11 protein-coding genes and 2 pseudogenes are annotated in these 12,722 nt (G+C 40.7%); 3 read left to right on the top strand and 10 right to left on the bottom strand.

Annotated features, from left to right (window positions below):
* Positions 1-3: 3 nt before the first annotated feature.
* The 9 genes and pseudogenes from SC79_RS04570 to SC79_RS04530 form a co-directional block, all read right to left on the bottom strand.
* A complete protein-coding gene (locus tag SC79_RS04570) occupies positions 4-1,644 on the bottom strand; it encodes a YndJ family protein (protein ID WP_039074060.1) in 1,641 nt (546 codons plus the stop codon).
* Positions 1,638-2,258: a DUF4166 domain-containing protein gene (locus SC79_RS04565; RefSeq protein WP_039074059.1), complete on the bottom strand. Its 621-nt coding sequence runs from the start codon at positions 2,256-2,258 to the stop codon at positions 1,638-1,640. Before SC79_RS04565 ends, SC79_RS04570 begins: the two co-directional genes overlap by 7 nt.
* A 4-nt stretch (positions 2,259-2,262) precedes the next feature.
* Positions 2,263-3,036 carry a hypothetical protein gene (locus tag SC79_RS04560; protein WP_039074267.1) on the bottom strand — a complete coding sequence of 258 codons (774 nt, stop codon included), beginning with the start codon at positions 3,034-3,036 and terminating at the stop codon, positions 2,263-2,265.
* A 195-nt stretch (positions 3,037-3,231) separates the two neighbouring features.
* Positions 3,232-4,445, bottom strand: a pseudogene (locus SC79_RS04555) (Ger(x)C family spore germination protein).
* Positions 4,435-5,526 carry a spore germination protein gene (locus tag SC79_RS04550; RefSeq protein ID WP_039074058.1) on the bottom strand — a complete coding sequence of 364 codons (1,092 nt, stop codon included), beginning with the start codon at positions 5,524-5,526 and terminating at the stop codon, positions 4,435-4,437. The pseudogene SC79_RS04555 and the gene SC79_RS04550 overlap by 11 nt, the downstream one beginning before the upstream one ends.
* Positions 5,527-5,553: 27 nt before the next feature.
* Positions 5,554-7,118, bottom strand: a pseudogene (locus tag SC79_RS04545) (spore germination protein).
* Positions 7,119-7,356: 238 nt separating this feature from the next.
* Entirely contained in the window at positions 7,357-8,547 is a 1,191-nt protein-coding gene (gene chrA, locus SC79_RS04540; protein WP_039074057.1) for a chromate efflux transporter, read from the bottom strand.
* A 162-nt stretch (positions 8,548-8,709) separates the two neighbouring features.
* Positions 8,710-8,898 carry a hypothetical protein gene (locus tag SC79_RS04535; protein ID WP_039074056.1) on the bottom strand — a complete coding sequence of 63 codons (189 nt, stop codon included), beginning with the start codon at positions 8,896-8,898 and terminating at the stop codon, positions 8,710-8,712.
* A 22-nt stretch (positions 8,899-8,920) separates the two neighbouring features.
* Entirely contained in the window at positions 8,921-9,181 is a 261-nt protein-coding gene (locus tag SC79_RS04530) for a hypothetical protein (RefSeq protein WP_039074055.1), read from the bottom strand.
* 451 nt (positions 9,182-9,632) lie between these two features.
* Here SC79_RS04530 and cotC point away from each other — a divergent pair, with 451 nt between their 5' ends.
* The 3 genes from cotC (at position 9,633) to SC79_RS04515 (ending at position 11,569) form a co-directional block, all read left to right on the top strand.
* On the top strand, positions 9,633-9,845 hold the full coding sequence (gene cotC, locus SC79_RS04525; RefSeq protein WP_039074054.1) for a spore coat protein CotC: 213 nt from the start codon (positions 9,633-9,635) through the stop codon (positions 9,843-9,845).
* Positions 9,846-10,516: 671 nt separating this feature from the next.
* Positions 10,517-11,239 carry a YrpD family protein gene (locus SC79_RS04520; RefSeq protein ID WP_156122657.1) on the top strand — a complete coding sequence of 241 codons (723 nt, stop codon included), beginning with the start codon at positions 10,517-10,519 and terminating at the stop codon, positions 11,237-11,239.
* A 45-nt stretch (positions 11,240-11,284) separates the two neighbouring features.
* Positions 11,285-11,569: a hypothetical protein gene (locus tag SC79_RS04515; RefSeq protein WP_142354824.1), complete on the top strand. Its 285-nt coding sequence runs from the start codon at positions 11,285-11,287 to the stop codon at positions 11,567-11,569.
* A 142-nt stretch (positions 11,570-11,711) separates the two neighbouring features.
* Here SC79_RS04515 and SC79_RS04510 read toward each other — a convergent pair whose 3' ends face one another.
* Positions 11,712-12,551 carry a thymidylate synthase gene (locus tag SC79_RS04510; protein ID WP_039074051.1) on the bottom strand — a complete coding sequence of 280 codons (840 nt, stop codon included), beginning with the start codon at positions 12,549-12,551 and terminating at the stop codon, positions 11,712-11,714.
* Positions 12,552-12,722 lie beyond the last annotated feature (171 nt).

The raw sequence follows: 12,722 nt of genomic DNA, 5'->3' as shown, positions 1-12,722 counted from the left end.
GTGTTAGGTTCTTTCCTTTGGGCGAATATATGTAATGATGTAATGGACAGTTAAAAATTTTAATCCAAACAGCCACATGTGATGAACAGCGGTTAATCTGTTGTCATGTGCAGCTTCTATCAGAAAGGTCTCAGATAATGGAAGCGGACATGTCCCCGCTCTGGTTTGCAGATAAATCCCCTCATCCCCAGCTCTGTTTTTTCTCCGTTTGCTTGTCAAAACCAGTTTTTCCTGATGATGATAAGGCTTTAAAATGCCTGTCATGCTGCTGAATGGGAGCGGGAGAGAGATGTTCATATATCCCTCTTCATTTGAGCGATACACAGAATACAACGCGGTAAAAATGGTTTCGTTTTTTTCGTTTGTTCTGATCCAGGCCCGCACTCTTTTTCTGCCGTCTTTTTTCGAATGAACACCCTTTATCGTGCTGTACATTTTATACCAATCAGGGTTCGTCGATAAATGAATTTGTCCGGTTCTTTTGCTAAACCACTCGTAAACAACAGCAAGCGGCCGAAACCACGTGCTCCACGCCACTTTTGCCTTCACATCATACTCAACGGTTTGTTCATAAAACGATAGAATGAACGGCGCCAGTTTTTCAGGTGAAAAATCTTTTGAGCGAAGGCTTCTCATATCATCCACAAGCCCTCTGTATTGGACGTTATTTTCAGCTTGAATATGAGCTAAAAAGTCTTTTCCAATCTTTCTTTTTCCGTAGATTCGACTGAATGTCTTTACACTGACTGCATCAAAAGGCTTCGGGCCTTCTATTCTCCATCCGATTAGTGCAGGCAATATCACGGCAAATGCGTTGACAAAACCGTGAATCCAAATCATCTGATTGATGGTCAGTGTCACTTCCTGTCGAAATACACCGAGTGAATAAATCATCGAGAATGTGATTGTCACCATTAAAACGGCAGAAGAAAGCCGAATAAGGATTTTCCCCGTCTTACTGCGAAAAGCTGTGGTGAGCACCAAATATGCTTGAAGATAAAGCGCCGCCATATAGAGGCCAACTGCAATGATATCAAGTATTTTGGAATATGAAATCCCAAGCGCGATAAGAATGGGCGAAAACAAAATCACCCATGTCATCCAACTGTACAACAGCCGATTTTTTCTGGTGATTCTCCCGAGCAAGCCATTAAAGATCGGGATCAGAAAAGCTGAATAGTGGAAGTGGACAGCAGTCAGCAAAATGATGAGAGGGCTAAATTGCATGATTTGCAATTGTGCAGCATAAGCAAAAAACCAAAACCCTCCGCCCGCCAAATAGATAAGCCCGAACAAAATTGATGTCTCTTCGATTCTATGTATTTTTGTATCCCGTAATCGAAGGAGCGCGTACAACGCCAATAAAACGGTGTAGATCCACCAGACCAGAGCGAACCACCCGACGTCTGTCACTAGAGCCAGCACCGCAAAGAAAGCGGATGCCGGATAGCATCGCACGAAGCCACATTCCAGAAATTGAACAGCCTTAAGCGGCGATTGTTGAAAGACAAAAGGAAAAACTCCCGGCACAAAAAATAGGATGGATAACAATACAAGTGCCTCAGCCACTGATAAATCGGGTGCTTCCACAGCAAGAAATCCTATAAAGAAAAGCGTACTGATCATGCCATTTCGTTTTAACATGATTTATTCGCTTCTCCCTGAAATGTTCCTTTATAAAAGAAAAGAGTGCCGAGAATTGTATTTTGCACATGTACTTGAATGGTGAAGCAATTCTTGCTTTCATCAAACGATTCGGAAACAACAGATGTCCCCGTCAGCCATTTTGGCAGCGGTATTCGTTTTCCGCATAACAACAGCCATTGCTTTCCCGATGTAATTGTCAGAGAGCCGTCAAGAGCAGCCTCAAACGCTAAAACAGAGAGCAAAAGATGAGGACTGCCGAAGAAATCAAGTATTCTGTCGTCTTTTTCGTCATATACCATGATCGCATCAAAGAAACGTTTTTTGCCTTTAAAGAAAAATGTACGGTTCCATTCTATTCCGACGGTGTCCCGATACAGAAGACTAGCTTTATTTTGTATCGTAAAAGGGATGTCTTTGCCTCTTTCTGAAAAGAAGCACCTGAAAAAAACACCCAGCTTTAACAGCATTCTGACCAGAAAAGAGCCTCCGCTTATTTCTGACATCGTTCCTGTCCCGCTGAATGTATGAGATTCGTCTAATTGATATCGTTTTTGCAATTTGGGATGCAGCAAATGATAGTTCTTGATCGTTTTTTCATAAATCGAGCTCACAATGTCACTTCTTTCTTTTTCGTTTTGTGTGACGGGCACTGGGAAGCTGAACACTAAGAACGCCGCTTGCCGCAGAACACACACTCAACAGGATTGATAATAATACCTCGGAATGTAAAAAAGCGAATCCAGCAAAGAGACCAGCCTGGACAGCATGAAGGATCCATTTTCTCTTTAAGGGAATGAGCCACAAAATACCCAATCCTATCTTCGCTGTTCCTGTAAAAATACTAGTTTCAAAACCCGTAAAGCCCTGATAAAACCAAAACAGACTAAAAATTAAACACATCAAAACATAGACAATAGCAGATCGGATGAAGTGTTTCGGATGTTTATTTTGCTCAATCCAAAGCCTTAATGCGTCAAAGCTCCATGCAGTCGCCCAGCCAAGCAGCGGCCGAAAAAACAAACGATCAATCCATCTTCCAGGCAGTCCGTAGGCTGTTTTGTACTGGTACTGTGTTAAAAATGTCATTTTCCCGTTGTCTCTCTGTATATACTTCCAGTAGCCATTCCCGCGCCGAATCAGGGATAACGAATGATCAGAGCCAAAAGCCAGTGAGGACACTCTTTCAGATGAACATTTGTCGAAAACACCGACTGTTTCTCCTGTACCCGATACCTTTACCCCAAAGCCTACCCTTGTTTCGTAAAGAAACTTCTGCTTTTCGTCTGGCTGCTTAGGCAAATATGTGATATTTGAAAACCGGAGATCCCATTCTTTATGCAGTGCTGGGGTTTGCGTATATTCCCAGAGCTTATCCAGATCAGATCTCATTTCGATTTCTACATAAATCGGTTTCTGTCTCTGTCTCACAGCCCCTCCTCCCTTCTATTTCAAGCAATTCTATATTAGCATATTGATCCTTTTAAAAAAGGGATATATCCCCAAAAAAGTATTTTCATCCTGAAAAATGCATAAGAAAAAGAAGAGATGTTTTCTTCTCTTCTTTTTAAAGAGCTATGTGATCCATTACTGGGTTTTAACCGTTCCATAATGAGCAATTGTGACGTTGACGCTGTACGTGATCGCAGCCTTACTGAAGGTGTCTTCCCAGTTCTTTTTCACCTTTTTCCATAAGTCAGGATGTTCCAGTCTTAATGATTCGTCAAAACCCGCAACATCAGCTTTATACTCTTTCTGGATTTTTTTTAATACATGGCCGACTATTTTTTTCACTTCGTTTTCAATATTGGTCTCAATGCGTTCTATAAACTGGGTGTCTAACGTTTCATTGGTTTTCCAGTTTTCAACCAAGTCCCCTTCTGATTCAATGTCAACATGGAATGAGATATCTGTTCCTTTTACAATAGGCTTGATTTTACTTTTTATATCATTGATATCGTACGCAATAATCTGCCCGCTCTTTTTATCATGGGCTTTGACAACCCCGCCTTTGCCTTCCCCGGCTATCCATGTAATCCCCTCCGTTTCATACTCATTTAAAGAACCGATCATTTTTTTTGATTTCCCATTAATGACCGCTGCTCCGGAATACTTGACCGCTCCATTTGCCGAGACCACATTTTGCAGTAAAAAACTGCTGCCAGAATGCAGTTTGCCGATTAGCTTCGCAAGTGTTACAGGGCGCAGTATTCTGGAAACTTTATGTTCATTCTCAGCTAATCCAGTCAGCCGAAATGCCGGAATTTCACTACTCTCTTTCAGCTGGAGGGCATCTCTCGCCTTCCCTTTTGCAGATAAAACAAGACAGCTCAGCCTAATTTCATTATCACGAACAAATTGATCCAGCATTTTGTCCATCGGGTATGTACGCAATACATCTTCACTCATCACAACCACTTTTAAATGCGGGCTGAACACTTCGCGGTCCCTTCTTAACGCAACCTCACTCCCAATCTGTTGTAAGGAATCCCCTGTTTCACTTATATTTTGATACGCTTTTTGCGTTCCTTGTCCGCCACTGCCTCCTCCGCTCTGTCCCGCGCCGGCTACTTTTTCATTAACAAATTGATAAGTCAGCGTCATGTTGTCTTTTTTCGGGTAGCTCCCCCCTCTTCTTTTAGCTCTTTCTCAACATTTGTTTCTTTTCCTTTATCGATTGCGATAGCGAATGTGAGACCTAGCTGTTCTATTTCCCGGCTGCTCCAGCACCCTGTTGCAAAAATCATCAGCGAACATACTATGACAATAGCGGCCACTAGGTGTTTGAGTTTACGTTTCACCTCTTTTCCTCCATTTCGATATGACTAAAAGCAAGATCGGCAAAGCGCCAAAAATATATAAAGCTAGATTACTGACCAAATCGCCCAAAATAAATACATCATTTTCATTTTTGGGCATACAAGAGAGAATAAAAACAACAGGAAGCAGTCCAAACATACAAGAAATCGGTTTCTTTTTGAAAACTTGCGAGACACCCAAGGAAGCTGCATAAAAAGTGATAGTGAACGTGGCGAAAAGCTGCATAATCCAAATGACCAGAAGGAATGATTCGAACCGCTCAAATATTAAACCAGATATTTCAAAGCTTCTCATCAGGTCAAGCGCCGGCCATGTTCTCGTTACAACACCATCAACAGATATGGCACCGATAACCATAACCACGGTAATAATATAAAAACATGTCACAACGCCTGTCCCGATTATAACCGCTTTCACTGCTTTTTTCGGTTTCTTCATAAACGCTACTAAAATGAGCATAATTTCAGAACATGTAAACGAAAGGGCCGTTGTTTTCACTCCTTTGAGAACCGGCATGATTCCATCTCCTAATACAGGGCGTAAATTGTTGACCTCAAATATGCCTATACTCATAAGAGCTACAGTTAAAAAGATGATGACCGTAACCGGAAAGATCATTTCAAACAGCCGGGCAATTGGATCAAGACCTTGTGTAATCGAATATAGCCCGATCCAAAGAACCGTCATGACAATGGCCCACGATGGAGTCCCTTCAAGGAGAAAAAACACAACAATTTCTGACATCACTCTCACTTCAAAGGCACTGAGAGTTAAAAAATAAGTAATGAAAATGAGACTGATGAAAGCACCGAGCCATTTGCCCACAATATGGCCGGAATATTCATAAAACGTCTCCTTAGGATACTGCTGGCTTAATTTGACGATGACTATTCCGGCAATGATCGCGATACCCCCGCCTAATAAAACGGACATCCATCCATCAGGGGATTTTGTTTGTTCTGTCACTGTCCGAGGGAGCGTAAGAACTCCTGCAGCGAGCATATAATTAATGATGATCACCGTTGCTTGTGCGGTAGTAATTTTACTCTTTGGGCTGGACATAAGCTTAGCACCATCCTGTCGAGGTCATCATTTCACCCGTTTTGCATTATCTGTATTCATGATTTTCGGCCTGCGCTTCATGACTAAGAGAGGCATTCTGATGATAAAATCCTTCCAATCTTTCACATAATAAGGGACCGCCGGGCTTGCGTATGGAAGGCCAAAGCTTTTCAATTTTACAACATGGCTGCTTAACAGCAAATAATACATAATGACACCAAATAACCCAAACACCGCCGCGCAAAACATCGCGCCAAACCGAAGCACCCGAAGCGCAATGCCTGTGCTGTAATGCGGAATGGCAAATGAAGAAATGGCTGTGAGCGCAACGACAATGACCATGATTGGGCTGACAATACCCGCTTGCACAGCTGCTTCCCCAATAATTAACCCGCCAACGATGCCTATTGCAGGTCCGATGGGCTTTGGCAGACGAAGCCCCGCTTCCCGTAAAATTTCGATCGCAATTTCCATAAATAAAGCTTCAATGAGTGAGGGAAACGGAACGCCCTGACGCGTTCCGGAAATTGAAATGGCCAGTTTGGTCGGAATTAACCCCGGATGAAAAGAAATAAATGATATATATAAAGCCGGTGCAAATAAGGTTATGATTGCCGCAATGAACCTCAACAATCTGATGAACGAGCTTGGGAACCACCTTTCATAATAATCTTCAGGCGATTGAAGCACCATGCTGAAAGTAACCGGAACAAGCAAAGCAAACGGAGTGCCATCAAGCAGAATGGCTACTCTCCCTTCCATTAATCCGCTGATGACGCGATCAGGCCGTTCTGTACCTTGTACTTGCGGAAAGGGACTGAGATAATTGTCCTCGATTAGCTGTTCAACATAGCCAGATTCCGGCAGATGGTCGATCTCGATTCCTTTCACTCTTTTTTTACTTCCTCGACCACTTCTGGATCTGCTATGTCATTCATGTAAGCGATGATTAAATCCTTTTTTAGCCGTGTCCCTACTTCAAATTTCTGAAATGTCAACTGATCATTTTTCCCTTGCTGCCTTAAAAGAGCTGTATTCGTACTCAACTCTTCTGTAAAGCCCGTCCGCGGCCCTCTGACAAGCGCTTCTGAAAGCGGCTCCTCAATGCTTCGATTTTGTTTTTTTACGGTTCCCAGAAGAAAGGCCTGCGGCATTCCATCGATAAGAAGCGCTGTGGAACCCATGAAAACATTCAACACGATAGCACTGATTTTTTCCGATTCTGCGACATCACAAATTGATCCGATTTGATTCTTGATATCCTGCGAAGTAAATTTGTCTTTACCGGGTTGAGAAATGTCCTCTCTTGCCTGATGAGACTGATTCATGACTAAAGCTGATATCCCTTTATTAATCAAATCCTGATCAGACAGTCCGTCAACAAAGATCAATGCCGATTTCACATGTGAATGATTGATTTCAAATTCCCGGATATGAACGTCTCCGTTATGCCCGATTTTTCTTTTCACTAGTTCAATGTCATCCCCGAAATGACCGGATAATACTTCTTGGTCCGGCGTTTCAGCTTTTGATTGATCTGAGCCTTGATGCTGCTTCTGTGTTATGTACTGATGGTTCCGCCATCTCATAATTGCACCTTCTTATATATCAATCCAAGTAAATACCTTATTGATTGCATATGGAACGAGGAATACAACTAACGCTTGAAGCCATACTGTCCAGTCAGTAAGTGTTGATATCATATTATCCATCTGTCAATTCCTTTCCCTCTAATAGGATTATTTTTCCCGTACATCTCTTTTTTATGTTCATCTTTTTCACAATAAAAAAACGTGATGAATGTTTCATCACGCTTTAGAGATATCAAGGTTAAAGAAGGCTCAAAAGAAAGCCGCCAATCACACCCGTGACTACGACAACCCACGGAGGCAGTTTCCAATAAGCAAGCATACTGAACAATACGGCCGCAAACGCAAAATCAATTGGATTCAAAATCGCACTTGTCCAAATCGGAAAATAAAAAGCTGAAATTAAAATTCCGACTACCGCTGCATTCACTCCTGCAAGAGCTCCTTTTAGATGAGGATTCCTCCGCAAAACATCCCAATAGGGCAGCGCACCTAAAATCAGCAAAAAAGCAGGCAGGAAGATGGCAATAGCAGCTAACATGCCGCCCTGCCAGCCGCCCATGACCGCACCAAGATAGGCGGCGAATGTAAATAATGGCCCCGGCACAGCCTGTGCTGCGCCATATCCTGCTAAAAATGCTTCTTTACTGACCATTCCGGCCGGTACAAATTCCTGTTCCAATAACGGCAAAACAACATGTCCCCCGCCAAAAACCAAGGAACCAGCCCTGTAAAAGCTGTCAAACATTGAAAGCCACCGCAAGTCCGCAGCTTCTCGAAGGACGGGCAGAAGAACAAGCAACCCGAAAAATACAGAAAGACACACTGTTCCGAATGTCTTAGAAATTGGAAAACGGACAGCTGATTCTTTTTTGCCGGCAGACTCTTTAAACATTAGAAAACCAATTGCCGCCGCAAGGATGATAATGCCAGCTTGCGTATACGCGGTTTGCCATAAGAGTGCAACAATCAATGCAAACAATGCAATCGTTTTTCGTTTGGCATCGGGCGTCAGTTTTTGAGCCATTCCCGCTATAGCGTGGGCAACAACAGCGACCGCTACGATTTTCAAACCATGAATCCAGCCGGCTTGCTCTACATTGATATGTTGTAACATAAGAGCAAATATAATCAATGCCAAAACAGAGGGCAGCGTAAAGCCGAGAAATGAAACGATTCCGCCAAGTAACCCGCCACGCATCACACCAATCCCTATCCCAACTTGGCTGCTCGCTGGACCAGGCAAGAACTGGCACAATGCAACCAAATCGGCATAGCTTTTTTCATCGAGCCATTTTCTTTTGCGAATATATTCTTCATAGAAATAGCCCAGATGAGCAATGGGACCTCCGAATGATGTAAATCCAAGTCTTGTTGAAATAATAAAAATTTCTATCAGAGTTTTAAAGCTGTTGCTTTTATGTTCGCGCATTGCTTCCTCCCATGTTCTCAGCATTTTAGTAAAGCAGAAATACTCCACTTAAGTATAAAAAACTGAACCATGTTTGCAAGCGCTTGTTTAAAATGATAACGAATCTTAACTTTCATATAATAAAAAAAGCGCAGCATGAGCCTTTTCGCCATTCAGAATCAATTAAAATTCCAGCTTGAAGCTTTCTGCCTGATCTGACACTTCCACAGGTATTCCCATAATCGTTTTCGGTTTAGAAACGTAAACAAAGCGCATCTCTTTCTCTAGTTGCTGAAACGCTTTTTCGCTGACTACAATCCTGGCCGGTTTTCCCGGGCTGTTATCAATGGCTGCTTTGATTTTTCCTAGCATAAAACCCCCCCTGTTTTAGATTCTAACTCAGAGATAGGGCCATCATGAAATTGAGTACGGCTAAAACTCCTGAAAAAAATGCGATCCCTTTGCTCCGCCTCCAGAAAAACAGTACGTTGGCTAATAAAACAAAACTGATAAACCCATCAAATCCGCGCAGAACAAGTTGGCTGAACTGGATTTCTTTTTCAACAATAACAATTGCAGCTGCACAAACAATCATAAATAAAAAGACGAAAATATACACTTTCCACTCTCTCACTGTATTTTCTTTCTCATACATGCAGTACTCCCCCTTTAACAGAATGTTCATCGACAGAATGCACAATAAATCATGTAAACGGCGGGCATGATCTTATTAATTACTATTATATGACATAATTGGTAAAACATCATGTGTCAAGAGGTAAACGAATGGATCTTAATCGTAAAATACGAAAAACATTACTCTGAAAGCGCCTTTTCAGAAAGTCTGGGAGACAGCCTTCGCTTTAGAAGGCATCGATTTCATTTCGCCCTGCGGTGTAGAAAAAGTGATTCAGAAACATAGAAGACCACTAATCTCAGAAAATGATATGTCTCGATGAAAAACCGGATGTTTTTGACCTGTTTCCATCCCCTCTTCTTTTAAAGATTTTGGACAGCCTTTTTTTTCTTCTATGGTTGTAACTGTCCAAGCCGCACGACCAATTCGCCATATAATATAGCGTATTAACAATAAAGGAGGAGTATATATGGGTTATTACAAAAAATATAAAGAAGAGTATTATACGGTCAAAAAAACGTATTATAAAAAGTATTACGAATATGATAAAAAATACTGTGATCACCATGATAAAAAAGACTATGACAAAAAATATGATGACTGCCATAAAAAACATGATGACCACGACAAAAAAGACTATGATTATGTTGTAGAGTATAAAAAGCATAAGAAACATTACTAAACTCCATTAACATCTCCTCATTTTTCACTTGTTCCCCGGCTGAATGCCGGGTTTTTTTGATCTACTATTGGGGTATAATTTGAAATTTCCTTTCTTTAATTAGCCTTAATGACAGAATTTAAAATCATATTGAATATTTAGTACATAGTTTTATTAGTTTATAAAAGTGTTTATAAGTATTTGCAGTTATAAAGAAAATTTTGTAGCCATAAAAGGTGAGATTTTTGTTCTAAAAACATAGTATTTCATCTCATTTTTCTCTGTCTATTTATATCAATTGCCACGAAAAGATTATAGGTCATAAGATCGATTGCCAATGTGACCTGCTTACTTTTCATTTTGTTCTATGTTAAAGAGGAACTGAAAATAATATACACACAGCGCTGACGTTTTGCAGGGGCAAACATATATGAATAGCCCGCTCTTCGTTACCAGCTGGGAAATGATCGCTGTCACACTTTTGATTATCGTTTCTTTCCTCATTTGTGTATTTTTGTTGAGAAGGATTTCAACTCATTTAAAAAAGCTGCGAGTAAATCCTTCTAGAGAAACAGTTTTTCTCCATGGGAAAATATAGTGATAAAATGAAAAATTTGTCGATTTATATACATAAATTAGGTTCCAAAATAAGGTATAATAAATGATGAAATCATTGCAAATAAGGGGGAATTGTGTTGAAAAAAGTATTGATTGCAGGAGCAGTAGGAACAGCGGTTCTTTTGGGAACACTATCAACGGGTATTCCAGGTTTGCCCGCGGCAGACACTCAGGTCGCAAAAGCAGCCTCCCAGCTGCCTAAGGGAATCGGCGGCCGCGCCTATCTGAACAGTACAGGCGCTGTTTTCACAGCTAAAATCAAGCTTCCTGACACCGTAAAAAATGATGACTCGGTCTCTACTCCGTATATTTATTCAGGATTTAGCGCAAAAAGCGGAACTGAGGCAGATCTCGGGCTTCAGTACAGCAAACAATACAATGTCTGGAAACCTCTCATGAAGGTCGGATCCAAAAATAATGAAACGTATATCGAAGGAAAAGACAAATTCACATATACCAAAGGTTTCCGCCCTGGTAGCACAGTCCAAATGACAATTTATAAAAATTTGAACGGCAATACACGCATGACCCTTTGGGGAACGAACAATGACGGGTATACGGGCCGGATTATCACAGAAATCCAAGGAACCAATATCGGCACAATCTCAAAATGGAAAACTCTTGCTACCGCGGCTGTTTCGTATGAAAGTCAGCGTTCTGCCATCAAAGCAACCTTTTCGACAGCTTTCAATAACATCACAATCGACAATAAAGCAGTCACACCTGTAGTAGATACACAGGATTTCGCAAAGGTTGTCGTTTCAGGAAATAATGTGACGATTTCTCTTAATAAATAAACGAAGAAAAGACCGCCGGCATTGCCAGGCGGTTTTGCTCAGCATATTCGTAATAATCATCAGAATTTACAGCTCTTGTGTTTGCTTATCTCATTATATTATAGGGTGGAAATTGGTATGAAATTTGGAAAAACAGGTCCTATTGGAATGATTTTGGTTATTATAGCTCTTTTAATCTCAATATATTTTCTGTTTAACACAAAAGCGTTGATACCTGCTGGGTATGATCTGGCTATTCACGGAATTGTGATATCAAGAACTTTAATGATCGCTTTTACCCTGTATCTAGTTACAAAATTAGGATACTTTCTTCTGAATAAAAAAGATTAGCTTACAACGTTAATCTTTTTTATAATGAGTTTTTAAAATATATGTATTATCTTTTTGCTCAATCTTATTCAGCTTCATGATGTCTTTCTTACTAAAATGAAGGTTCGCACCAAACCAATCAGTAATTAATAAAGAGGCAGCATTAAACCGCTACCTCAAATAAAAGCTTGTCGCCATGCTTATAGTCGATTAACTTGAAATCATCAATGGTAAAGTCATAAAAATCTTTGACTTCGGGATTGATCCATAATTCAGGGGCTTCAAACTGCTCTCTTTCCATTTGAACTTTCAAATTGTCGATATGGCGTGTATACACATGGCCATCACCAATGTTAAAGATATATTCACCAAGCTCATAACCAGTCACCTGAGCAATCATGCGCTGCAACACATTATACTGAAATACATTGAATGGATTTCCCAACGCCATATCATTGCTCCGTGCTCTTACCTCAAGGTGAAGTTTACCTTGCTTCACATACCATTGTGTCTCGTATACACATGGTGTTAAAGCCATTGAATCTAATTCATCAGGATTCCACAGCATTGTAATATGTCTCCGTGAAGATGGGTTGTTTTTCAATTGATGTAGAAGATAATCAACCTGATCCACCTTTTCTCCATTTAGATTTCTGTTTTTCTTGCCCAGCTGGAATCCATAGGCTTGTCCGATGGTGCCGTCTTCTTGTTTCCATTGATCCCAGATATGTACGCCCATTTTGTTTAATTCTGTAACATCATTCGATTTCAGCTGCCAAATCCAGAGCAGCTCTTTAATCGCTGTTTTCCAGGCAACTTTTTTTGTTGTTAAAATAGGAACTTCTGAGTTGTCGAATCTCATTTGCTTGCTGATGATGCTTAGTGTGTAAGCAGGTGTTCCATCAGAGTCCCACTTGGTTCTTACATTATATTCTTCATCTGAGATTCCATCGTTCATAATATCCTTTATAATTGAATTGTATTGTTTGTCGAATTGTGTCATGTTTACCCTTCCTTTAACCGTTATCAGCTATGTGATGCCATTATCTTAACATAGGTTTGTGCTGCCTTTATCTCCAATTTTGTATTGTAACACATTAGGTTTACAGCAAGCATGTCAGTTACATTCACCCTTGTACATTTTTCTTAAATGACAGATTCAACTCTATTGCAT

The sequence above is a fragment of the Bacillus sp. MSP13 genome (assembly GCF_000815295.1).
In the GTDB taxonomy this organism is placed as follows: domain Bacteria; phylum Bacillota; class Bacilli; order Bacillales; family Bacillaceae; genus Bacillus; species Bacillus vallismortis.
The sequence above is the reverse complement of the archived record's forward strand: the minus strand, read 5'-3'. Positions and strand labels throughout refer to the sequence as shown.

What these genes read in the sequence shown, in the direction of transcription:
- SC79_RS04570 (WP_039074060.1), bottom strand. Translation starts at nt 1,644, where the DNA reads ATGTTAAAACGAAATGGCATGATCAGTACGCTTTTCTTTATAGGATTT.
- SC79_RS04560 (WP_039074267.1), bottom strand. Translation starts at nt 3,036, where the DNA reads ATGAGATCTGATCTGGATAAGCTCTGGGAATATACGCAAACCCCAGCA.
- SC79_RS04550 (WP_039074058.1), bottom strand. Translation starts at nt 5,526, where the DNA reads ATGTCCAGCCCAAAGAGTAAAATTACTACCGCACAAGCAACGGTGATC.
- chrA (WP_039074057.1), bottom strand. Translation starts at nt 8,547, where the DNA reads ATGCGCGAACATAAAAGCAACAGCTTTAAAACTCTGATAGAAATTTTT.
- SC79_RS04535 (WP_039074056.1), bottom strand. Translation starts at nt 8,898, where the DNA reads ATGCTAGGAAAAATCAAAGCAGCCATTGATAACAGCCCGGGAAAACCG.
- SC79_RS04530 (WP_039074055.1), bottom strand. Translation starts at nt 9,181, where the DNA reads ATGTATGAGAAAGAAAATACAGTGAGAGAGTGGAAAGTGTATATTTTC.
- cotC (WP_039074054.1), top strand. Translation starts at nt 9,633, where the DNA reads ATGGGTTATTACAAAAAATATAAAGAAGAGTATTATACGGTCAAAAAA.
- SC79_RS04510 (WP_039074051.1), bottom strand. Translation starts at nt 12,551, where the DNA reads ATGACACAATTCGACAAACAATACAATTCAATTATAAAGGATATTATG.